At 76.3% G+C, this 21,124-nt stretch carries 18 protein-coding genes; 7 read left to right on the top strand and 11 right to left on the bottom strand.

The features are described 5' to 3' along the window. The first annotated feature begins 74 nt into the window (after positions 1 to 74). From ACFYZS_RS36785 to ACFYZS_RS36795, 3 genes are read left to right on the top strand one after another with little or no spacing between them, the layout of a single operon-like run. Positions 75 to 1,238: an AAA family ATPase gene (locus ACFYZS_RS36785; RefSeq protein WP_389022750.1), complete on the top strand. Its 1,164-nt coding sequence runs from the start codon at positions 75 to 77 to the stop codon at positions 1,236 to 1,238. Next, on the top strand, positions 1,235 to 4,909 hold the full coding sequence (locus ACFYZS_RS36790; RefSeq protein ID WP_389022753.1) for a DUF5682 family protein: 3,675 nt from the start codon (positions 1,235 to 1,237) through the stop codon (positions 4,907 to 4,909). The genes ACFYZS_RS36785 and ACFYZS_RS36790 overlap by 4 nt, the downstream gene beginning before the upstream one ends. Further along, positions 4,906 to 6,879: a hypothetical protein gene (locus ACFYZS_RS36795; protein WP_389022756.1), complete on the top strand. Its 1,974-nt coding sequence runs from the start codon at positions 4,906 to 4,908 to the stop codon at positions 6,877 to 6,879. The genes ACFYZS_RS36790 and ACFYZS_RS36795 overlap by 4 nt, the downstream gene beginning before the upstream one ends. Positions 6,880 to 7,114: 235 nt before the next feature. Here ACFYZS_RS36795 and ACFYZS_RS36800 read toward each other — a convergent pair whose 3' ends face one another. Both ACFYZS_RS36800 and ACFYZS_RS36805 read right to left on the bottom strand, forming a co-directional pair. After that, on the bottom strand, positions 7,115 to 7,504 hold the full coding sequence (locus ACFYZS_RS36800; protein WP_389022760.1) for a hypothetical protein: 390 nt from the start codon (positions 7,502 to 7,504) through the stop codon (positions 7,115 to 7,117). After that, on the bottom strand, positions 7,501 to 8,034 hold the full coding sequence (locus ACFYZS_RS36805; protein ID WP_389022763.1) for an HAD domain-containing protein: 534 nt from the start codon (positions 8,032 to 8,034) through the stop codon (positions 7,501 to 7,503). The genes ACFYZS_RS36800 and ACFYZS_RS36805 overlap by 4 nt, the downstream gene beginning before the upstream one ends. A 138-nt stretch (positions 8,035 to 8,172) precedes the next feature. Here ACFYZS_RS36805 and ACFYZS_RS36810 point away from each other — a divergent pair, with 138 nt between their 5' ends. Then, positions 8,173 to 8,943, top strand: coding sequence for a hypothetical protein (locus ACFYZS_RS36810; protein WP_389022765.1), 771 nt, complete (start codon positions 8,173 to 8,175; stop codon positions 8,941 to 8,943). Between the two features lie 7 nt (positions 8,944 to 8,950). On the opposite strand, the gene ACFYZS_RS36815 is transcribed toward ACFYZS_RS36810, so the two are convergent. The 3 genes from ACFYZS_RS36815 to ACFYZS_RS36825 form a co-directional block, all read right to left on the bottom strand. Next, complete coding sequence (locus tag ACFYZS_RS36815) at positions 8,951 to 10,555, bottom strand: carboxylesterase/lipase family protein (protein WP_389022767.1); 1,605 nt, start codon at positions 10,553 to 10,555, stop codon at positions 8,951 to 8,953. Between the two features lie 60 nt (positions 10,556 to 10,615). Further along, complete coding sequence (locus ACFYZS_RS36820; RefSeq protein ID WP_389022770.1) at positions 10,616 to 11,125, bottom strand: DinB family protein; 510 nt, start codon at positions 11,123 to 11,125, stop codon at positions 10,616 to 10,618. A 140-nt stretch (positions 11,126 to 11,265) separates the two neighbouring features. Then, a complete protein-coding gene (locus ACFYZS_RS36825) occupies positions 11,266 to 11,454 on the bottom strand; it encodes a DUF6381 family protein (protein WP_372481535.1) in 189 nt (62 codons plus the stop codon). A gap of 237 nt (positions 11,455 to 11,691) precedes the next feature. Between ACFYZS_RS36825 and ACFYZS_RS36830 the strand changes: the two genes are divergently transcribed. Next, positions 11,692 to 12,777 carry a hypothetical protein gene (locus ACFYZS_RS36830; protein WP_389022772.1) on the top strand — a complete coding sequence of 362 codons (1,086 nt, stop codon included), beginning with the start codon at positions 11,692 to 11,694 and terminating at the stop codon, positions 12,775 to 12,777. 75 nt (positions 12,778 to 12,852) lie between these two features. On the opposite strand, the gene ACFYZS_RS36835 is transcribed toward ACFYZS_RS36830, so the two are convergent. From ACFYZS_RS36835 to ACFYZS_RS36845, 3 genes are read right to left on the bottom strand one after another with little or no spacing between them, the layout of a single operon-like run. Then, positions 12,853 to 13,878, bottom strand: coding sequence for an NAD(P)/FAD-dependent oxidoreductase (locus ACFYZS_RS36835; protein WP_389022775.1), 1,026 nt, complete (start codon positions 13,876 to 13,878; stop codon positions 12,853 to 12,855). Continuing rightward, positions 13,875 to 14,450 carry an isoprenylcysteine carboxyl methyltransferase family protein gene (locus ACFYZS_RS36840; protein WP_389022778.1) on the bottom strand — a complete coding sequence of 192 codons (576 nt, stop codon included), beginning with the start codon at positions 14,448 to 14,450 and terminating at the stop codon, positions 13,875 to 13,877. The genes ACFYZS_RS36835 and ACFYZS_RS36840 overlap by 4 nt, the downstream gene beginning before the upstream one ends. Before the next feature lie 4 nt (positions 14,451 to 14,454). Beyond that, positions 14,455 to 15,516, bottom strand: coding sequence for a type III polyketide synthase (locus tag ACFYZS_RS36845; protein WP_389022781.1), 1,062 nt, complete (start codon positions 15,514 to 15,516; stop codon positions 14,455 to 14,457). 76 nt (positions 15,517 to 15,592) lie between these two features. On the opposite strand from ACFYZS_RS36845, the gene ACFYZS_RS36850 reads away from it, so the two are divergent. Beyond that, complete coding sequence (locus ACFYZS_RS36850) at positions 15,593 to 16,507, top strand: UbiA family prenyltransferase (RefSeq protein WP_389022784.1); 915 nt, start codon at positions 15,593 to 15,595, stop codon at positions 16,505 to 16,507. A 13-nt stretch (positions 16,508 to 16,520) separates the two neighbouring features. Here ACFYZS_RS36850 and ACFYZS_RS36855 read toward each other — a convergent pair whose 3' ends face one another. Then, positions 16,521 to 17,573 (bottom strand): PHP domain-containing protein, encoded by a 1,053-nt coding sequence (locus ACFYZS_RS36855; RefSeq protein WP_389022787.1) that lies wholly within the window; start codon positions 17,571 to 17,573, stop codon positions 16,521 to 16,523. 174 nt (positions 17,574 to 17,747) lie between these two features. Here ACFYZS_RS36855 and ACFYZS_RS36860 point away from each other — a divergent pair, with 174 nt between their 5' ends. Then, a complete protein-coding gene (locus ACFYZS_RS36860; RefSeq protein WP_389022790.1) occupies positions 17,748 to 19,109 on the top strand; it encodes an FAD-dependent oxidoreductase in 1,362 nt (453 codons plus the stop codon). 67 nt (positions 19,110 to 19,176) lie between these two features. Here ACFYZS_RS36860 and ACFYZS_RS36865 read toward each other — a convergent pair whose 3' ends face one another. Together ACFYZS_RS36865 and ACFYZS_RS36870 are read right to left on the bottom strand one after the other, a co-directional pair. Beyond that, positions 19,177 to 19,680, bottom strand: coding sequence for a hypothetical protein (locus ACFYZS_RS36865; RefSeq protein WP_389022793.1), 504 nt, complete (start codon positions 19,678 to 19,680; stop codon positions 19,177 to 19,179). A 122-nt stretch (positions 19,681 to 19,802) separates the two neighbouring features. After that, positions 19,803 to 21,035, bottom strand: a complete 1,233-nt coding sequence (locus ACFYZS_RS36870; protein WP_389022796.1) for an amidohydrolase — start codon at positions 21,033 to 21,035, stop codon at positions 19,803 to 19,805. Positions 21,036 to 21,124: the final 89 nt, after the last annotated feature.

A 21,124-nucleotide genomic window follows, 5' to 3' on the forward strand; every position in this document is an offset into this window, starting at 1 on the left:
CCTCGGGAGGGCGCGCGCCGCGCCGCGGCCCGGCCGCCCCGTACACCCGTACCCCGCGAAGGACACACCACGTCATGACCCTCACCGACACACCCGTACAGAGCCCCGCCCGGCAGGTCCTGCCCGCCGAGGAGCGCCATGCCGCCGAACTCGCCTTCCTCGCCGCGCAGGACACCGGCCCCCGCCCGCCCGGCTGGGCGCTGACCCCGCGTGCCGTCGTCACCTTCGTGTGCGGCAGCGAGGGCGCCGAACTGGCCCTTCCGGGGCGCCGCCCCGCCGGACTCCCGGCCAAGCTGGTGATCGCCCCGAAGTTCGTCGGCGAACGCGCCCTGGTCGAGCGCTGCGTCGTCACCCTCGCCGGGGAGCGCGGCCTGCTGCTCACCGGCGAGCCCGGCACCGCGAAGTCGATGCTGTCCGAGCTGCTGGCCGCCGCGGTCTGCGGCACCAGCGCGCTCACCGTGCAGGGCACGGCCGGTACCACGGAGGACGCCTTCCGGTACGGCTGGAACTACGCCCTGCTGCTCGCCCAGGGCCCGACCTCCCAGGCGCTCGTGGACTCCCCGGTGCTCTCCGCCATGCGGACCGGACGGGTGGTCCGGGTGGAGGAGGTCACCCGCTGCCTGCCCGAGGTGCAGGACGCGCTGGTGTCGATCCTGTCCGACCGGCGGGTGAGCGTGCCCGAACTGACCGCCACCGAGGACGCGGTGGTCAGCGCGGCCCCCGGGTTCACGGTCATCGCCACCGCCAACCTGCGGGACCGCGGGGTCTCCGAGATGTCCGCCGCCCTCAAGCGGCGCTTCAACTTCGAGACGGTCGCGCCGATCGCGGACGCGGACGCGGAGGCCACGCTGATCCGCCGCCAGGCGGTGGCCGCGGTGCAGCGGGCGGGCGCGGCCTTCGCGGTGGACGACGCGGTGCTGGACGCGCTGGTCACGGTCTTCCGGGACCTGCGGTCGGGGCGCTCGGCCGAGGGCTGGGACGTGGAGCGGCCCGGTACGGTCATGTCCACTGCCGAGGCCGTGCAGGTGGCGGCCTCGCTGGGGGTGGCCGCGGCGTACCTGCCGGGCGGTGACGTGCTGGACCTGCTGCCGGGGCACCTGCTCGGCGTGGTCCGCAAGGACGACCCGGCCGACCACGGCCGCCTGCTGGGCTACTGGGACGGCCCGGTCCGCCGCCGCGCCGAAGACGGCTCGGCGATGTGGCGCCGCCTGTGGGACCTCCGCGGGAACCTCCGATGACGGCCCCTGCCGACCGCACCGGCTCCGCCGGCCCGCCGGGGGCCGATCCGCGGACCGCCGTGGACGGGCTCGCCGCGGCGCGGACGCCGTACCTGCTGGGCGTACGGCACCACAGCCCCGCACTGGCGGCCGTGGTGCCGGCGCTGCTGGACGCCGCGGAGGCGGAGGTGGTGTGCATCGAGCTGCCGACCGACTTCCAGCCGTGGCTGGAGCACTTGGCGGACCCCGAGACCGTGGCCCCCGTGGCCCTGGCGGGCACGGGCCGCGAAGGCGGGCTCGCGTTCTACCCGTTCGCTGACTTCTCCCCGGAGCTCGCCGCGATCCGCTGGGCGCGGGCGCGCGGGGTGGAGGTCCGCTGCTGCGACCTCCCCCTGGCCGACCCCGGCTGGACCGCCGCCCCGTCCGAGGATCCGGCACCGGCGAGCCGCGCCTCGTACGCGAAGGCGCTCAGCGCGTCCGGCACCGGGCGCGACGGCGACGACCTGTGGGACCGCGCCGTGGAGGTGCTGGCCCCCGGATGCCCGCCGGAAGCCGTCCGGCGGGCCGCGCTGGGCGTGGGCTGGGCCCTGCGCCAGGACGGCCCGGTCCCCGCGAGCGACCTGGCCCGCGAGGCCCACATGCGCGAGGTCGTCAACGCCGCCGCCTCCGGCGGCCGGAGGGTCGCCGCCCTCGTCGGAGCCTTCCACGCCCCGGCACTGCTCGGCGCCCCGCAGCCGGCCGCCCCGCGGCCCGTCGTCCCGGCCACCCGGTCCGCGGCGCCGGAGGCCGTGGCCGCGGGCCGGGCCGATGCTCCGGCTGCCGCGGCCGCGGCCGCGCGGGGCCGCGTTTCCGACGCCGGGATCGGGGGGACAGGGGGCGGCGGCGCCGTCACGTCCCTCGTGCCCTACTCCTTCGATCTGCTGGACTCCCGCTCCGGATACCCCGCCGGCATCCGGGACCCGCTGTGGCAGCAGGCCGTGCTGGGGGCGGGCGGGGACGCCGCGCGGGTGCGTGATGCCGCGTCCGTCGCCGTCACCGGCATCTGCCGGGAGCTGCGTCGCGCCGGGCACACCGCCGGGACCGGCGAGGCCGCCGAGACGCTGAGGCTCGCCGGCGATCTGGCCGTCCTGCGCGGGCTGCCCGCGCCCGGCCGGGGCGAGCTCCTCGAAGCCGTCACCACCGTGCTCGGCCAGGGCGAACCGCTCGGCCGGGGGCGGGCGCTGGCCCGCGCGCTGGAGGCCGTGCTCGTCGGCACCGGACGCGGCCGGATCACCCCGCACGCCCCGCGCTCCGGACTCGGCCCCGGCGTCGAGGCCGAGCTGGCGGAGCTGCGGCTGCCCGGCCCCGAGGACCCCGCCCCCCGCGAGATCCGCCTCGACCCGCTCCGCTCGCCGCTCGACCGCCGCCGCGAGGTCCTGCTCCAGCGGCTGGCCGTCTGCGGGGCCGCGTACGGGGAGCCCCTCGCGGTGGCCGCCACCGGAGACGGCACCGCCCTCGGCACCAAGTGGCGGCTGACCTGGACGCCTTCCGTCCCGGCCCGCCTCGACCTGGCCGGCGTCCGCGGGGTCACCGCCGCCCAGGCCGCCGCGGGGACGCTGCGCGAAACCGCCCGGCGGGCCGCCGCCGACGGCGGTCCGACCCCGGCGCAGATCCTCACCGGCCTGGCCGCGGCCGCGCGGTGCGATCTGCCCGAGCTGGTCGCCGTACGGCTGGACGAGGCCGCCGAGACCCTCCCGCAGACCGCGACCCTGCCCGAACTCCTGGAATCACTGGACCTCTTGGAGGGGCTCTCCCGCGGGCACTTCCCCGGTACCTCCGACGGCTCCCGCGCCGCCGCGACCGGGCTCACCGGCCGGCTCCTCGAAGCCGCCGTACGCTCCCTGCCCGGCCTCGCCGGGAGCGAGGACCCCGCCGACGCGCGGGCCCTCGTGGCCCTCGCCGACCGCGCCGCCACCCTGCACCTGGGCCTGCGGATGGACGCCGCCCTCGCGGAACTGGCCGCCACCGCCTCGCCGTTGATGCAGGGCGCGGCACTGGCCGTACGGGTCCTCCTCGATCTCGACCCGGCCGCCGGTCTCGGCGACCGGGCCGCCGGGTGGATCGACGGCGCCACCACCCCCGACGCCCGGCGCGCCCTCGCCCGCCGGCTCGGCGGGGTCCTGGCCGCGGCCGGACCGCTGCTCCAGTCCTCCGCCGCGGCCCTCACCCCGGTCCTGGACCGCGTCGACGGCCTCGCCGACCGGGAGTTCCTGGACCGGCTCCCGGCCCTGCGCGGCGGCTTCGACGTACTCGCCCCGGCCGCCCGCGACCGGTTGCTGGACACCGTCACCGAACGGCTCGGCGACCGCCTCGACCTGTCCCTCGACGCGCCGCCCGCGCTGCTCGCCCTGTGGGCCGCCGCGGACGCCGCCGGCGCCGCCGCGCTCAAGGCCCTCGAGGGGCTGCCGGTCGGTGGCGCGCCGACTCCCGGTGCCGGTGCCGGTGCCGGTGCCGATCCCGGCCCCGGGCCGCAGTCGCCCGTACCGCCCGCACCGCCGACACCCGCGCCCCTGCGGCGGACCGGCGACCGGCTGGCCCCCGCCGACCGCTGGCGCCTGCTGCTCGGCCGCCAGCGCGACCGGCTCCCCGCCGGCGCCCGGCGCTACGCCCACGCCCTCGACGAGCTGTACGGCAACGGCCGCGGCGAAGGCTCCGCCGACCTCGAAGGCGGCCGGGGCAGCGGGGGCGGGGGCGGCCGGGAGGCCTCGTTCCCGACGGCCCGCGAATGGTCGCAGGAGCTCGAATCGCTCTTCGGCGCCGACGTACGCGAGGAGGTGCTCGCCGACGCGGCCGACGCCGGCCGCGCCGACGTGCTGAGCCAGCTCGACCCGGCGGCCGTCCGCCCCTCGGTGGAACTGCTCAGCTCCGTGCTGTCGCTGGCCGGCGGTATGCCCGAGGCCCGACTCGCCCGGCTGCGGCCCCTGGTCAGACGGCTGGTCGAGGAGCTCGCGAAGGAGCTCGCCACCCGGCTGCGCCCGGCCCTCTCCGGCCTCGCCACCCCGCGCCCCACCCGCCGCCCCGGCGGCCGGCTCGACCTGGCCCGGACCCTGCGGGCCAACCTCGCGCACACCCGCCGTCTCGGCGACGGCCGGGTCGTGGTCGTGCCGGAACGGCCCGTGTTCAGCACCCGGGTCAGCCGGGAGGCCGACTGGCGGCTGATCCTGGTCGTCGACGTCTCCGGCTCGATGGAGGCCTCGGTCATCTGGTCGGCGCTCACCGCCGCCGTCCTGGGCGGAGTGCCGACCCTGTCCACGCACTTCCTGGCCTTCTCCACGCAGGTCGTGGACCTCACCGACCGGGTCGAGGACCCGCTGTCGCTGCTGCTGGAGGTTCGCGTCGGGGGCGGTACGCACATCGCGGCGGGTCTGGCCCACGCCCGCTCCCTGATCACCGTGCCGAGCCGCACGCTCGTCGTCGTGGTCAGCGACTTCGAGGAGGGCGCCCCGATCGGCGGACTCCTCGGGGAAGTCCGCGCGCTGGCCGCGTCCGGAGCCCATCTGCTGGGCTGCGCCGCGCTCGACGACGCGGGCGCGCCCCGCTACTCGGTCCCGGTCGCCCGGCAGCTCGTCGCGGCCGGCATGCCGGTGGCCGCCCTCAGCCCGCTCGCCCTCGCCCGCTGGGTGGGCGACCGCCTCCGTGGAGAGTCCCGTTGAGCAGTGAGTCGAGTACCGAGCCGAACGCGGGCCTCCTGCCGCCCGTCGCCCCCGAGGTCCTCGCCGAGGCCGTCGAGAACCTCACGGCCCGGCTGCGCAAGAAGCTGGACGCGGCCATCGAGGGCTGCGCCGCGGGCGCGGTCCGCGGGGAGGACGGGGGCGTCACCCTCCGCTTCGGGGAGGACGCGCTCGTCACTCTGCGGCCGGGCCCGGGCGGTGCGGTCACCGCAGCCGACCAGGCCACCTGCACCTGCCTGTTGGCGCCGCGCTGCCTGCACCGCGCGGCAGCACTGGGCGCCGCCCCCCTGGCGGACCCGGACCGACCGGCGCACGAGGACCCCGATCCGGCGGCCGGGGACGGGGCCGGAACCGAGGCCGAGGCCGTGTCCGAGGCCGCGCCCGGGGTCGATTCCGGGGCCGATTCCGGGGTCGCCCCCGCCTCCGTACCCGGGGCCCGTTCCGCGTCCGCGGCCGAAGCGGGCACCGAGCCCGGGCCCGGGCCCGGTGGCGGGGCCGGGCCGGTGGCCGGATCCGTGCCCGCCCCCGAGGCGCTCACCGCCGCGCAGCTCGCCGCTGCCGTCGCGCTCTGGCGGGCCGCAGCGGAGGCGCTCGCCGCCGGGGTCACGGCCGGCGGTGCGGTGGTCCAGGCCGAGCTGCTGCGGGCCGCCCACACCGCACGCCTCGCCGGGCTGCCCCGCGCCGAGGCCGCCGCCCTGCGGGTCGTACGGGGCCTGCGCGCGGCCCGGGAACGCAGCGGCGGCCACCGGCTCGCCGACCTCACCGGAGCCTTCCGCGAACTCCTCCACACCGCCGGACTGCTGGCCTCCGGTACGGCCGGCCCCGCGCTGACCGCCGCCGCCCGCCGGGCCTACCGGCCCGGCGGCAGCTTGCGGGTGTACGGCCTGTGCCGGGAGCCGGTCCTGTCGGCCACCGGGTACGGGGGAGTGGTCACCCACCTGCTCGCCGCGGACGGCTCCCGCCACTCCGTCTCCGACGTCCGCCCCGGCGGCCTGGCCCGCGCCCGCGGCGCCGGCACGGCCTCCGTGGCGCTCGGCGGAGCCGCCCTCGACCACGCCGGCCTCGCGCGCGGGGGACTGCGTATCGCCGGGGCCACGGTCTCCGCCGACGGCCGCCTCGGCGCCGGACGCGGGGTCCAGGCGACCCCGCTGCGCGGAGTCCCGTGGACCGGGGAGCCGGCCGCCGCGCTCTTCGCCCGGCCGGCGGCCGAGGCGGTGGCCGCGCAGCTCGCCGAACGGGACGGGGACCCGGACGCGGCCGAGCCCGCCCTGCTCGGCTGCGAGGTCGCGGTCGTCGGCGCGGCGGGGGAGGACCTCCTGGTCCGCGAGGTACGAGCGGACGCGCCCCTGCTGCGGCTGCGCGCCGCCCACCCCCATCCGGAGCTGCCGCACACGGCCAACCTGCGCCGTATCGCCGCCCATCCGGGGCTGCTGCTCCGGGTGCTGGGCCGCCCCGACCTGGACCGCGCGGCGACCCTGCGCCCGCTGGCCGTCGGGCCGGTCCCCGGCGCGCAGTACACGCTGCGCCTGCCCGAGGAATGGCTGGGCCGCGCCGATCTCGGCTACGACCTGCTCCAGGGCAGCCACTTCCCGTCGGGTGCGCCGTCCGCCACCGCGCCGTCCGCCGCCGAGGGCCCGGACATCCTGGCCGACTCGCCGCTGTGGCGGGTGCGCAGGCTGCTGGAAAGCGGGGTCGCGGGCGGCCGCCGCGCCGTCGCCGAGGCGGCCCGCACCACGGAGCTGCCGGCCGCGTACGGCCCCCTGCGCCGGGCCGGCTTCACCACGGCGGCGGAACTCGCCACGGCCCTCGCCGCCGAGGCGGACCGCCGCCCCCGCGACCGGTTCGGCCGCCTGAAGGACCCCTCACCCGACGCCTACGCCGCAGCCTGGCTGGCCGCCTCCACCCACCTGGCGGCAGCGGAACGCTCCCTGGTGGCGGCGTCCTGGTCCTAGGGGTTGTCCGCGAAGTAGCGCCGTGCGCCCGAAGGGCGCTCCCGCGGCGTCCGGTGCGTGCTCTCGGTGTGCCGGGCGGAAGCCCGTGTACTGGACGTACTCGGGATTTCGTCCGGTGCGCCGAGAGCGCGTGCCGGGCGCCGTGGGGCAGGCGGGACTTTGCGGACACGCCCTAGGGGGCGCCGCGGGGCAGGCGGGACTTTGCGGACACGCCCTATAGGGGGTGTCCGCACCGTCACGGCGCGGCCGGGTCCGGGGCGGGGTCGCCGGGCCGGGCGGCGTACTCGTCCGTGAGGATCTCGCAGGTGCACCAGTCGCCCGCGCACGGGGTGCCGGCCTCGGCTCCGTAGGGACCGAGGCCGGCCATGAGGGCGAGCACCTCGGCGCGTTCCGACGCGCTCAGCACCGCAAGCGCGGCGCGGGGCCGCAACCGCCAGGTGTCGGGGACGTCATCGACGTCGCCGACGACCTGCCCGTCGATGAACAAGGTGTAGAGGGGATGTTCGGGAAAGTGGTTGAGCCGCAGGACCCACCAGCGTCCGTCGGCCCGGGCGGCCCAGCAGAAGACGCTCGTGCCCGTGTCGTGCCAGGTGGCTCGCGCGGGCAGGGGAGGCAGCGGCGTCATGCGGTGACCCTCCGGGGGAGCGAGTGGCGGCGGAGCCATGCAGCCAGCGCGGTGAAGTCCGCCGACGTGAGGCCGTAGCGGGGATCCACCCGGTGCAGCAGGGCCGGGGCGGGATGGTGCGCGCGGACCAGGGCCCGGTCGGCGGGGGTGATCTCGTCGTCCACCCAGGCGAACGGGCGGCCCGCGGCGTGGGCGACCAGGGCGGGCGTCTTCCAGTGGATCCGATTCCGGCCGTCCTCCTGCTCGGACGCGTCCGGCCAGGACACCACCGGCAGCTCCGGCAGGCCGATCCGGGGGCCGACCCACGCGTTCGCGTCGGCCATCCAGGTCGTGGCCCAGACCAGCTCGCACGGCAGCGCCAGGAGGCGGGAGCCGAGGGCGGGATCGAGCCTGGCGAGGAGGGGGTTCGCGTCGGGATCCGCCCCGTACGTCGGGTAGCCGTCCGGCAGCTCGTGGGCGGTGGCCCCGAACGGGATGAGCGGTCCGTCGACGTCGAGGAAGAGGAGGGGGCGCTGGACTGGGCCGGTCATGGCGGCACCGTAGCCCACCGTGTGGAACCGCGGGCGGTGCGATCCCCTCTACCTGGGGGGTGTCCGCAAAATAGCGCCGTGCGCCCGAAGGGGGGTAGGCGGGATTTGCGGACACCCCCCAGGCAAGGGGGGATGGCCATGAGCAGGACCATGACGACGAGGACAGCGGTGTTGTCCAGGGCGGTCGGGAGAGCGGCGGCGGCGGGACTCGTGTGCGCCGTGCTGGCGGCATGCGGGACGCGGCACGCCGGCGGCGAAGCCGCCGCGCCGCCCGCACCGGCCGCGCCGGTGAAGGAGACCTGCGGTCTCGACCGGACCACGGGCGGCGTCGGTACGGGCACGCCCGAGCCGCCGACGGAAGAGGAGACGGGCGGCGGCTACGCGGGCCCGCCCACCGATCAGGAGACGGGCGGGTACGCGGGCCCGCCGACCGATGAGGAGACGGGCGGGTACGCGGGCCCGCCCACTGATCAGGAGACGGGCGGCTACGCGGGCCCGCCCACCGACCAGGAGACGGGCGGATACGCCGGTCCGCCCACCGATCAGGAGACCGGCGGGTACGCCGGTCCGCCGACCGACGGGGACATCACCAACGGCGCCGGGCCCTGTGGCGGGGCCGGGTGGTTCGACATGACCCGGGACTTCAACGCCTACTACGCCCAGCGGCGCACCAAGGCCGACCAGTTCCTTCCCGAGCAGGCCGTCGGTGAGGCCCGGGTGCGCAAGGGCCGGGACGCCGGAGAGGCGGTCGTCACCTTCTCCACCCGGTCCGTCGGCAAGGGCCTGTGGGAGGACGGCCGCCGGGTCGCGGACATCTTCGTCTCCTGGCGGCGCCAGGTGTACCAGGACCACGGCACCGTGACCGTCCGCACCGGCACGGGGGAGGTCCTCGCCACCTCGTCGTGGTGAGGCGGGCTCACGGCCACCGGGCGTCCCAGAACGCGCAGTGGTGCTCCGCCGGGCCGTCCACCGGGTGGATCCCGCCCGGTGAACCGCCCGGCGCCAGCGACAGCACGGATCCCGCCGAATCGAACCGCGGCCACGCCGGGGGCCGCCCCGTGCGGGCGAACGCGGTCCAGTCGGCCGTCATCCGCTGCGACAGGGCGCGCTGCGCAGCCGTCAGGGCGGCGTCCATCGTGAACAAGTAGGGCAGTTCGAGGCCGTGCGAGGCGCCGTACGGGAAGCCCGGCACCTCCGGCAGGCCGGTGAAGTTCGGCGCGTCCCGGTCGCTGAACCGGTACGCGTACACCGGCACGTGCCGGGCCATCGCCCGGCCGTCCCGCAGCGCCGGGCAGATGAACGAGGCGTCGGAGAGCAGGGCGGCGAAGGCGAGCGCCGGGGTCGGGTACGCCGCCACCGGGTACCGCGCCTCGACGGCCGGGACGGCGGCGGCGCCGAACGACTGCTCCAGCCGGGCCCGGTAGGCGCCCGCGTCGGCGATGGGGAACGCCGCCAGGCTCTGCGCCAGGAAGATCCGCATCTCGTCCCGGTTGAAGCCCTCGATCACCGGCACCCGGTGGAAGCGGCCGGCCTCCAGCGCCCGCCGGGGCTCCTCGGGCAGCACGCGGTTGCCGGTGCCGTACGAGACGAGCGAGAAGCGCATCATCAGCTCGGGCGTCGCGAGCGCCGTCGCGTCCTTCCCGCGCAGGCAGTCCAGTACGGCGTCCGGATCCGGCCGGTCGCAGCCGAGCCCGGCCGCCGCCTCGACCCCGGCCGCGACGGTGCGCTGCTCGGGCACGAAGGGCTCGTACCGGCCCAGTGTGGGCAGCACCGAGCGGGGCGGCATGGTGGTCGAGCAGGAGCCGCTCTGCAGGATCGCCCGCTGGAAGAGGCCGGCCGAGGCCGGGGAGGTCAGGTGCGCGCAGATGCCGAGGCCGCCCGCCGACTCGCCGAACAGGGCCACGTCGGACGGATCGCCGCCGAAGCGGGCGGCGTTGGAGCGCACCCAGCGCAGCGCCGCCTGCTGGTCGGCGATGGCGAAGTCGGGGGCGCCGCCGAGGGCCGGGTGTCCGAAGAGGCCGAAGATCCCGAGCCGGTGGTTGACGGTGACGACCACGGCGCCGCCCCGGACGGCCAACCGGTCCGGCCGGTAGAGGTCACCGGCCCCGTTGACGAAGCCGCCGCCGTGGAACCAGACCATGACCGGGCGTCCGTTCCCGCCCGGGGACGGGCTCGTGACGTTCAGGTACAGGCAGTCCTCGGAGCCGCTCGGCCCGCCCGGCCCCACCGCGGGCAGCTGCACGCAGCGCGCCCCCGGCGTCCCGGCGTCGCGTACGTCCGTCCACCGCGCGGCGGGCTGCGGAAGCCGCCAGCGCAGCGGGCCGGTCGGCGGCGCCGCGTACGGGATCCCCTCGAAGGTCCGGTACGCGCCGTGCGCCGTGCCCCGTACCGGCCCCCGGTCGGTCTCCACGACGGGCCGGTCCGCGCGGGACGCCGCGGACGCCGGCCCGGCCCCGGCGGCGAGCATCAGCAGGGCGCACCACGCGGCGCTCCAGCGTCGTACGAAGCGGGCACGGGGCACCTTCGACCGCCTTTCGTCGCCAGTCTCTGTCCTCTGCGCACCGGGTGGGCGCCGTCGGCGCTATCGGCGCTGCACGACGCCCCGTACGTACGCGGCCTGACCGGCGTGCTGGAGGTCGTCGGCGATGATGCTGACCAGCCGTACCCCCAGGGTGACCGGCGGGTCCCAGCCGGTGTCGACCACGCGGTCCAGATCGGCGGCGGAGAGCCCCCGCACGAACTCGGCGGTCCGCTCGTGGACGGCGTCGAAGTACCCCAGCAGCAACTCGTCCGATGTGACCAGGACCGTCCCGACCTGCTTGGCCGTGTGCCCGTATCCGGTGGCCTCGGCGGGCAGCGGCAGGGCGAACCGGGTGAACCACTCCTGCGCCGTCCAGACCTGCTCCAGACCCGACGCGTCCGCCATGTGGTCGTCCTGCACCCGGGTCAGGTGCCACACCAGCCACGCGATCGAGTTCGCCTTCGGGTCGATCCGCGCGTTCAACTCCTCGGCCGAGAGCCCCTCGACCACCTCGTGCACCACCTCGCGGATGCGTCCGTACGCATCGGCCAGTACCTCTGTAGCCTTCATGCACCGCCTCCTGGCGTGGCGTCATGCCGCCTGTCGGCTGTCAGCCGTCAGCTGTGAGCCGTCAGCTGTGAGCCGTCACTCGACGTACGGCATCGGCCGGTGCCGCACGGCGACCGGCCGACGGGTGAACCGGCGCGGGACTACATGGGATCCATGCCCCGGTCGTCGATCTTGTCTTCCTTCTCGCTCTGCTCCTGGAGCCGGCGGGCCTTCTCCTGGAGCCTGCGGCGCTCTTCGGGGTCGGTGGAGCGTTCGGCCGCCGTGTTCAGCTCCTGCGCCTTCTCGCGCAACTGCCGGACCCGGCCGCGGGATTCGCCTGCGCTCATGATCACTCCTCGGGTGTGGGGGGTAAGGAGGCCCGATTCAGCGAACCAGCAGCGCCGCGCGGGCGCATCTCGGGGCACCGCATCCGATGGCCGGCCGAGTGGACGGCTCCCCCGTTTGCCCGCCCCGAATGGCGCAGCGGAGCGGGGTGCCGCTGAATGGTGACCGAGCGTGCGCATCCCATGACGCACGTTGACCGGCGCGCGATGTGTAGACCCGAGCGTCGGCGAACGGAGCTTTCCATGAACGACCCCTTCACGCTCGCGGCGACGACGCAGGACGACGCCCCCCGCGAGCTCCCCGACCCCGACCCCACCAGCGCGACGACCCCGACGGGGAGCGAGCCGGTACGGACCCTGCTGGAGACGGCCGGCACCTGCCGGCCCCTCGAGGAAGTGGCCGAACTGGTGAACCTCCTCGAGGAGACCGGCCAGAGCCCGGGCCACGGCCGCCAGACGCTGCGGGCAGCCGCCGTCGGACGCCCGGTCCAGGACGTGGCCCTGCTGGTCGGCATCCTCGGGACGGACGAGGACCGCAAGCCGCCCTCGGACCCCGCCCCGAAGGCCGAGGGCCCCGAGCCCGCGCACCCCGTCCCGCCCGCGCACGTCCCGCCCGTGCCCTCCGGTCCGGCCGACCGGTCCCCGCAGCCGGCCCCGGACGTCGCGGACGTCGCGGACGTCCCGGTCGTCCCGTCCGTGCACCCGGCCCAGCCGCCGCGCACGAGCCGGCCCGCCCGGCCGCCGGCCGTCCCCGCCCTCCCCGTCGAACCAAGGCCGCGGGACGGCAAGCGGTACGCGCGCCGGCCCGAGCCGCCGGCCGAGGAGCCGTTCGACGACCCCTACGAGGACGAGCAGTACGAGTCCCTCGAGGAGTACCGCCGCACGTACGGGCGCGGCCCGAACGGAAACCGGGCCGCGGCCCCGGCCCCCTCGGGCCCGCTGCGCCACCCGCTGCGCTGGCCCGTTGCGTCGGCCCTGCTGGCCTGCGGGGTCCTGCACCTGCCGAGTGACGTGACGGCACTGTCGTCCGCGACCCCGACCGCGTTCCTGCCGCTCCTCGCCACCGTGCTGTGCCTGGGGCTCGGCGCGCTGACAGCGGTGCGCGACACGGCCGGAGCGTGGCGGGCCGCCGCGGTGGCCGCCGTCGCCGTCGTCGCCCTGCACGTGGTCGGCGGACTCGCGGCCTTCGATCCGCTGGAGGGTGCGGTGAGCGCCTCCCAGGCCTGGGCGGGCGTCGCGGCGGTGTTCTGCGCCGCGGCCGCGGCGGTGCTGGCCGGTCTGGCGCTCGGGAACCGCTCGCCCCGAGCCCGGGCGGGCGCCGGCGGCTGACCGCGCGACGGGGGCGGGACCGGCGGCACGTGCCCCGGTTCCGCCCCCGTGGCATGCCTGCCCGGGGCCGCGCGGCTACGCGAGCAGGTTGACCCCGTGCGTGAACACCCCGGGCAGCCGGGCCGCCCACGGGACGATCCGCCCCGCGAGCCGGGGCTGTTGGCGGGCCCAGAGCAAGGACGCGGTCAGCGTGCGGTAGCTGCGCGACAGCTCCCGCCAGGCGCGCTCGTACGCCTGCGGCCGGCCCTCCCGCACGCAGCGCACGAGTTCGCCCGCCGCCGTCACGGCCAGCGTCAGCCCCTCGCCGGTCAGCGCGTCCACGTACCCCGCGGCGTCCCCGACGAACAGCACCCGGCCCGCGACCCGTACCCGGGCCCGCTGGCGCAGCGGTCCGGCGCCCCGCACCGACGAGCCGGCGGATCCGGCGAGGCGCGCGCACAGCAGCGGGAACCGGGCCAGCTGTACCTCGAAGGGGGCGCGTTCGGCGGTGAGGACCGCGACGCCGACCCGGTCGGGCCCCAGCGGGGTCACGTACGCCTCGCAGCGTGCCGACCAGTGGACTTCGACGAGGTCGCTCCAGGGCTCCACGGCGTAGTGGCGGCGCAGCCCGTAGCGCGGCGGGCGGCCGGGGGCGGCCGGCGCCGCCAGGCCCAGAGCGCGCCGGAGGGGGGAGTGCAGACCGTCCGCCGCGACCAGGTGGCGGGCCGTCAGCCCGGCCGCGGCGACCCGGTCCGCTTCCTGGCGGACCTCGCCGACGCGCCGCGCGAGCACCCGTACGCCCAGCTCCTCGGCCCGCCGCGCCAGCGCGGCCTGGAGGACGGGCCGGCGGGTGCCCAGACCCGGTCCGGCGCGGAACCGTCCGTCCGCGTGCAGGCCGCTCACCCCGTCCAGGTAGCGGATCCCGTGGAAGGGCCGGCCCGGCACGGACACGCCGAGCTCGCGGAGGCCGCGTACGGCCCCCGGCATCAGTCCCTCGCCGCAGGCCTTGTCGATCGGGGTGGGACGCGGCTCCAGGACCACGACCTCCATCCCGGCCAGCGCCCCGTGGATGGCCGTGGCCAGCCCGGCCGGGCCGCCGCCCGCGACGAGCAGGTCGATCACCGGGCCCTGCCCTCCGCCGGTACGGGGCTGCGGTAGACCGGCGCGGCATGTGCGAGGGCGTCCTCCTCGCAGCGGATCCGTACGCCGAGCAGCAGGAGGTTCAGCAGGGTGAAGGCGGTCGCCGTCACCCACGCGGTGTGCACCAGCGGCAGCGCCGCGCCCTCGACGACGACGGCGACGTAGTTCGGGTGGCGCAGCAGCCGGTACGGACCCGCCGCCACCAGGGGCAGCCCCGGGACGACCAGCACCCGGGTGTTCCAGCGCGGGCCGAGGGTGGCGATGCACCACCAGCGCAGGCCCTGGGCGGCGATCACGAGGGCGAGGGCGGGCCAGCCCAGTGCGGGCAGGAACGGGCGGTCGGCGCAGAGCGGCTCCACCACACAGCCCAGGAGCAGTGCGGTGTGCAGGGCGACCATGGCGGGGTAGTGGCCGCGGCCGTACTCGATGGCGCCGCGGGACAGGCTGCGCCGCGTGTTGCGGCGGGCCGTGGCGAGTTCGGCGAGCCGCTCGAGGGCGACGAGGCCGATGAGGAGCAGGTACGGCTCCAGTGAGGGGGTCAGCGTCACAGACATGGGGTCACCAGCGCAGGAGGACGAGTTCGGAGGCGAAGCCCGGTCCGAAGGCGATCATCAGCCCGACGGAGCCCGGTGCGGGCGGCCCGGAGGCCTGGATCGTGTTCAGGACGTGCAGGACGGACGCCGAGGAGAGGTTGCCCGCGTCCGCGAGCGAGCGCCGGCTCGCCGCGAAGGCGGAGTCGGGCAGGCCCAGCGCGTCCGCGAGCACGTCGAGGACCTTCGGCCCGCCGGGGTGGACGATCCACGCGTCGACGTCCGGCGGCTTGAGGTCGTGCCGTGCGAGGAACGTCTCGACCTCCTCGGCCACGTGCAGCCGGACCAGGGCGGGCAGTTCCCGGCCCAGCACCATCCGGAAGCCCCAGTGGCCGATGTCCCAGCCGAGGAGTCCCTCGGTGCCGGGGTAGAGGCGGCTGCGCGCGGCCACCACCGAGGGGCCCGGCCGCGTGCCGTGCAGCGGATGGCCGCGGCCCACCGCGAGCAGGGCTCCGGCCCCGTCGCCGAAGAGGGCCCCGGCCACCAGGTTCGCCACCGAGGTGTCCGAGGGCTGGAGGGTGAGCGAGCAGAGCTCGGTGGACAGCAGCAGGGCCGCGTGGTCGGGGCGGCCCGTCAGATGGTCGTGGAGGTGGCCGAGTCCGGCGGCGCCCGCCGCGCAGCCGAGGCCGAAGAGCGGCAGCCGCTTCACGTCGGGGCGCAGGCCGGCCCGGCCGGCGATGCGGGCTTCCAGCGAGGGCGTGGCGAGCCCGGTGACCGTGGTCGACATGACCAGGTCGACCTCGCGGGCCGTCAGCCGGGCCGCGGCGAGGGCGGCTTCGACGGCGCGGAGGCCGAGCTCCTCGGCGCTCTCCAGGAAGAGGGCGTTCGTGGCGCCGAAGTCGCTGGACGGACCGTAGCGTTCCAGCGGGAGCGCGAGGTGGCGGGAGTCGACGCCCACCGCGGCGTGCAGCCGGTGCAGGAGGGCGGTGTCGGCTCCCGGGGGAAGGAAGCGGGCGAGCGCCGTCGCGATCTCGGACTGTCGATAGCGGTGGGGCGGGAACACACTGCTCACGGCCAGGACACGCGTCATTGGCTCAACATAGGGAACAACTGACACTTAGTGATGAATGCCGCATACCGGGCGCGGCGCGGCATAGCGTGATCGCGTGCCCCGCGCCAGAGCAGAAGCCGCAGGCGGAACCCTGCCCACGCCCCCCGTGACCCCGGAGCCCGCAGGGCCCGAGCCCGCCGCGGCCGGTCTGTCCGGCCTGCTCGGGGCCTGCCATCCGGTGCCCGCGGCCGCCGTGACGCTCTTCGCCGCCGTCTTGGCCGCGGCCGTGGGGCGCGGCCTTCCGGGCGCGGGGCTCACCGCGGCCGCGGTGGCCGCGGGCCAGCTGTCGGTGGGCTGGTGCAACGACCGGGTGGACCTCGGCCGGGACCTGGCGACCGGCCGACGCGACAAACCCCTGGTCTCCGGAGCCGTTCGGCCCGCCGCCGTGACGGCCGCGGCGCTCACCGCCCTGCTGCTGTGCGTTCCGCTGTCGCTGGCCTGCGGGCGGCTCGCCGGCTGTGCCCATCTGTGCGGGGTGGCCGCCGCCTGGGCGTACAACCTCGGCCTGAAGAGCACCGCTCTCTCGTGGCTCCCGTACGCCCTCGCCTTCGGGCTGCTCCCCGCCTTCGTCACCCTCGGCCTGCCGGGGGCGCCGTGGCCGCCGTGGTGGCTGACGGCCGCGGCGGCCCTGCTGGGCGCGGGCGCGCACTTCGCCAACGTGCTGCCCGACATCGACGACGACCTGGCCACGGGCGTGTCGGGGCTGGGGCACCGGATCGGCGCGCGCGGCTCGGCGGCCGTCGGCCGGATCCTGGTGCTCGGCTCGGCCGTGGCCCTGGTCGCCGGACCGCCGGGGCGGGTGCCGCCGTACGGCTGGGGGCTGCTCGCGGCGACGGCCGCGGTGGTGCTCCTCGGGGCCGGGCGGCCGACCGGCCGGAGCAGGGTCCCGTTCCTGGTGACGATGGCGGTCGCCGGGGCCGATGTCGTGCTGCTGCTGGTCCGCGGGGCGGACCTGCCGGGGCTGCCCTGAGGCCGCCGCCGGTTCAGGCCGGGGCCGCGGCCGCCGGCGGGCGGCGGGTCCGGGTCCACTCCCGCAATCGCTCCCGGGGCCAGGTGTTCACGACCCGTTCGGCCGCCACCCCGCACTCCACGGCCCGTTCGCACCCGGTGAGCTGCCAGTCGAGCTGGCCGGGGGCGTGTGCGTCGGTGTCGATCGCGAACAGTGTCCCGGCCTCCACGGCCAGCCGCAGCAGCCGGCGGGGCGGGTCCAGCCGCTCGGGCCGGCTGTTGATCTCCACCGCGGTCCCGGACTCCGCGCAGGCGGCGAACACCGCCTCGGCGTCGAACCGGGACTCGGGGCGGGTGCGCCCCGTCACCAGCCGCCCCGTGCAGTGGCCCAGGACGTCCATCAGGGGATTGCGTACGGCGGCCAGCAGCCGGCGCGTCATCGCGGGCGACTCCATCCGCAGCTTCGAGTGCACCGACCCGACCACCAGGTCCAGCCGGTCCAGCAGTTCGGGCTCCTGGTCCAGCGAGCCGTCGGCCAGGATGTCGCACTCGATGCCGGTCAGCAGCCGGAAGGGCGCCCACGTCCCGTTCAGCTCCGCCACCACGTCCAGCTGCTCGCGCAGCCGCTCCGGCGAGAGCCCCCGGGCGACGGTCAGGCTCGGCGAGTGATCGGTGAGCACGGCCCACTCGTGGCCCAGTGCGGCCGCCGCCCGGCCCATGGCCTCGATCGGGCTGCCGCCGTCGGACCACTCGGAGTGCAGGTGGCAGTCGCCGCGCAGGGCCGCGCGCAGCGCGAGGGCGGCGGGGTCGGCCGGCGGGCCCTCGGGGTGCGCGGCGACCTCGTCCTCGAGGGCCTGCAGGTACGCGGGGACGGCCCCGCCGACCGCCTCCCGCACCACTTGGGCGGTTTTCGGCCCGATGCCCTTGACCGCTTCCAGGGTCCCCGCCCCGACCCGTTCGCGTACCTCGGGCTCGCCCATCCTCACGAGGGCGGCCGCCGCCGTACGGAAGGCGCGTACCCGGTAGGTGGGTGCCTGCCCGCGTTCCAGCAGGTAGGCGATCCGCTCCAGTGCCGCGACCGGATCCATGCGGTACCTCCCGAGTGCCTCCTGGTTCCAGTGTGACCGGCACCCCCAAGGATGTCTTGGGGAGGTCATAAGCTCTGTTTATAGGGTCATAAGCGGGGGGTGGGTGCTGGGTTAGGGTTCCCTTAGTTTAGGGTTTCCCGTGATCCAGTGTTTTTCGGTCGAAGGGAACCAGTCATGCCTCGCCCTCTCCGGGTAGCAATCGTCGGTGCCGGCCCCGCCGGAATCTACGCCGCCGACGCGCTGCTGAAGTCCGAGGCGGCCGCCGAGCCGGGTGTCTCCATCGACCTGTTCGAGCGGATGCCCGCCCCCTTCGGCCTGATCCGGTACGGCGTCGCCCCCGACCACCCGCGGATCAAGGGCATCATCACCGCCCTCCACCAGGTGCTCGACAAGCCGCAGGTCCGCCTGTTCGGCAACGTGGACTACCCGAACGACATCAGCCTCGACGAACTCCACTCGTTCTACGACGCCGTGATCTTCTCCACCGGCGCGACCGCCGACCGCGCGCTCGCCATACCGGGCGTCGAACTCGACGGCTCCTACGGCGCCGCCGACTTCGTCTCCTGGTACGACGGCCACCCCGACGTCCCGCGCACCTGGCCGCTGGAGGCCGAGAAGGTCGCCGTGCTCGGCGTCGGCAACGTGGCCCTCGACGTCGCGCGCATCCTCGCGAAGACCGCCGACGAGCTGCTGCCGACCGAGATCCCGGCGAACGTCCACGAGGGGCTCAAGGCCAACAAGGCGCTCGAGGTCCACGTCTTCGGCCGCCGCGGCCCGGCGCAGGCCAAGTTCAGCCCGATGGAGCTGCGCGAGCTCGACCACTCGCCCAACATCGAGGTCATCGTCAACCCCGAGGACATCGACTACGACGAGGGCTCGATCGCCACCCGCCGCTCCAACAAGCAGGCGGACATGGTCGCCAAGACCCTGGAGAACTGGGCGATCCGCGACATCGGCGAGCGCCCGCACAAGCTCTTCCTGCACTTCTTCGAGTCGCCCGCCGAGATCCTCGGCGAGGACGGCAAGGTCGTCGGCCTGCGCACCGAGCGCACCGAGCTCGACGGCACGGGCAACGTCAAGGGCACCGGCCGGTTCACGGACTGGGACGTCCAGTCCGTCTACCGCGCCGTGGGCTACCTCTCCGACGAACTGCCCAAGCTGCCGTGGGACGTCGACAGCGGTACGGTCCCGGACGAGGGCGGCCGCGTGATCGAGGCCGGCGAGCACCTGACGTCCACGTACGTCACGGGCTGGATCCGGCGCGGCCCGATCGGTCTGATCGGGCACACCAAGGGCGACGCGAACGAGACGGTCGCGAACCTCCTCGCGGACCACGAGGGCGGCCGCCTGCAGACGCCCGCCGCGCCCGAGCCGGAGGCCGTCGAGGCCTTCCTGGCCGAGCGGAACGTCCGCTTCACGACGTGGGAGGGCTGGTACCGGCTCGACGCGGCCGAGAAGGCGCTGGGCGAGCCCGAGGGCCGCGAGCGCGTGAAGATCGTCGAGCGCGAGGACATGCTGAAGGCGAGCGGCGCGTAGCAGTCGCGCGTTCTCGAACGGGTGGGGGCCGCCGGCGGCGGCCCCCACCCGCATGTCCGGGACGTCGTCAGCCGTCGATGGAGAGGATCTTCCGGGTCTTCAGGTCGGCCTGCACGTGGATCCGGGTGGTGTCACTGCCGCTCCAGGTCAGGGTGACGGTGGCATTGGTCTTGCCCATGCCGCTGTCCACGTGGGTGACCTTCCACTCCAGCGGCACGTTCTGGGCGCGCAGGACGCCGTCCGCGTGGTTGGTCTCCTCCCACTTCGCCAGCTCGCGCTGGAGCGGCACGGAGAGGTAGGCGGCCCGCAGCTGCCTCGCGCGCGTGCCGTCCCCGTCGTACACCGCGTCGATGTACGCGCCGTAGAAGGTGGCGATCCGGGAGAACGCGCCCTCCGGGCTGCCGGACACGGACGGTTGCGCGGCGGCCGCCCGGCCGTCCTGCGGCGTGTCCGTGCCGGCAGCGGTCGCGGAGGCGCCGGTGACGAGGGCGAGGGTGAGTGCGGCCGTCGCGGCGGTGGCCGCAAGGGCGAGGGAAACGGTGCGCTTGGCCTTGGCCGGAGACTTGGACATCGTTCGGACCTTTCACCGTGCTCGGTTGCCGAGTAGCTGAACCCTCCGACGCCGCCACCGCGGCGGACGGTTCTCGGATCGTGCGAAATGGCCTGAATGCGACGCGGATGGCGTACAGCCGCCTATCGGGGCGAACCCAGGCAGTTCAGGGCCGCCGCCCGCAGGGCCCGTACGCCCGCAGGAAGCGCCGTGCGCACGTCCGGCGCGAAATCCGGCGCGTGGTTGGCCGGCAGGACGGCCAGCTTCTGCGCCGCCGTCGTGCCGGGCGCCGCCGACCAGGCCGCCGGGCCGATCACGCCCAGCATCCAGTACGCGAGGCGCACGCCCTGCGCGCCGTGCAGCTCCCGGCCCGCGTCGCCGAACAGCCCGAAATCCTCCGTGGCCAGGGACGGCGGCCACATGGCCACCCGCTCCGCGCCGAACTCGGCCGCGTGCGCCTCCCGTACGGCCGCGGTCGTCGCCGGATCGGGATGGGTGACGGGCGAGGATCCGACCCGGACGATCTCCGGCTCCCGGGGGCAGTCCGAGGCGGCGCACTCGGCGCGGACGATCCGCTCGACGGCGGCCGCCGCCCGGGCCAGCGCCGCCGGGCCGGCCGCCCGTACGGTGACGTCCAGTTCGGCCCGTTCGGGCACGACGTTCGCACGCTCGCCCGCACGGAACGAGCCGACGGTGACGGCCACCTGCTCCGAGGGGGCCGCCTCGCGCGCCACCACCGTCTGGAGCCGGGTCACCACGTGCGCGGCCGTCACCACCGGGTCCACGGTCAGGTGCGGGGCTCCGGCGTGGCCGCCGCGGCCGTGCACCACGATCCGGTAGGTGACGCTCCCGGCGGTCATCGGCCCGTACCCGTGCGCCACCATCCCGGCCGGCAGCGGAGCGCAGTGCTGGGCCAGCACGGCATCGGGCCGCCCGACCCGCTGGTACAGCCCGTCCGACAGCATCGCCCGGGCCCCCTCCAGGGTCTCCTCGGCGGGCTGGCCGACCACGACGAGCGTGCCCCGCCAGCCGCCCGTCGTCCGGGCCAGCAGGGCGGCGGCGCCCACCGCCGCGGCCAGGTGCAGATCGTGCCCGCAGGCGTGCGCCGCCTCGCCCTCGCTCGCGTACGGCAGCCCCGTCGTCTCCCGTACGGGCAGGGCGTCGAGCTCGGCGCGCAGCAGCACCGTGGGCCCGTCGCCGCTGCGCAGCACCCCGGCGACGCCGTGCCCGCCGATCCCGCGCGTCACCGCGTACCCCTCGGCCTCGAGCGCGCCGGCGAACCGCGCCGCCGTGCGCCGCTCCTCGCCCGACGGCTCCGGATCCCGGTGCAGTTCCAGGTAGAGGGTGGTCAGCGGCCTGATGAGAGCGGAGAGCATGGCCCCATGGTCGGACAGCGCCCGCGGGGCGGATGCGTCAGGGCGCTGACACTTCCTGTCAGCGAGGTGCCAGCGCTCCGGGGGGTGAG

The organism is Streptomyces sp. NPDC001903, from assembly GCF_042891345.1.
Classification (GTDB): domain Bacteria; phylum Actinomycetota; class Actinomycetes; order Streptomycetales; family Streptomycetaceae; genus Streptomyces.

What these genes read in the sequence shown, in the direction of transcription:
- ACFYZS_RS36810 (WP_389022765.1), top strand. Translation starts at nt 8,173, where the DNA reads ATGAGCAGGACCATGACGACGAGGACAGCGGTGTTGTCCAGGGCGGTC.
- ACFYZS_RS36800 (WP_389022760.1), bottom strand. Translation starts at nt 7,504, where the DNA reads ATGACGCCGCTGCCTCCCCTGCCCGCGCGAGCCACCTGGCACGACACG.
- ACFYZS_RS36860 (WP_389022790.1), top strand. Translation starts at nt 17,748, where the DNA reads ATGCCTCGCCCTCTCCGGGTAGCAATCGTCGGTGCCGGCCCCGCCGGA.
- ACFYZS_RS36830 (WP_389022772.1), top strand. Translation starts at nt 11,692, where the DNA reads ATGAACGACCCCTTCACGCTCGCGGCGACGACGCAGGACGACGCCCCC.
- ACFYZS_RS36785 (WP_389022750.1), top strand. Translation starts at nt 75, where the DNA reads ATGACCCTCACCGACACACCCGTACAGAGCCCCGCCCGGCAGGTCCTG.
- ACFYZS_RS36805 (WP_389022763.1), bottom strand. Translation starts at nt 8,034, where the DNA reads ATGACCGGCCCAGTCCAGCGCCCCCTCCTCTTCCTCGACGTCGACGGA.
- ACFYZS_RS36840 (WP_389022778.1), bottom strand. Translation starts at nt 14,450, where the DNA reads ATGTCTGTGACGCTGACCCCCTCACTGGAGCCGTACCTGCTCCTCATC.
- ACFYZS_RS36845 (WP_389022781.1), bottom strand. Translation starts at nt 15,516, where the DNA reads ATGACGCGTGTCCTGGCCGTGAGCAGTGTGTTCCCGCCCCACCGCTAT.
- ACFYZS_RS36865 (WP_389022793.1), bottom strand. Translation starts at nt 19,680, where the DNA reads ATGTCCAAGTCTCCGGCCAAGGCCAAGCGCACCGTTTCCCTCGCCCTT.
- ACFYZS_RS36855 (WP_389022787.1), bottom strand. Translation starts at nt 17,573, where the DNA reads ATGGATCCGGTCGCGGCACTGGAGCGGATCGCCTACCTGCTGGAACGC.
- ACFYZS_RS36870 (WP_389022796.1), bottom strand. Translation starts at nt 21,035, where the DNA reads ATGCTCTCCGCTCTCATCAGGCCGCTGACCACCCTCTACCTGGAACTG.
- ACFYZS_RS36790 (WP_389022753.1), top strand. Translation starts at nt 1,235, where the DNA reads ATGACGGCCCCTGCCGACCGCACCGGCTCCGCCGGCCCGCCGGGGGCC.
- ACFYZS_RS36820 (WP_389022770.1), bottom strand. Translation starts at nt 11,125, where the DNA reads ATGAAGGCTACAGAGGTACTGGCCGATGCGTACGGACGCATCCGCGAG.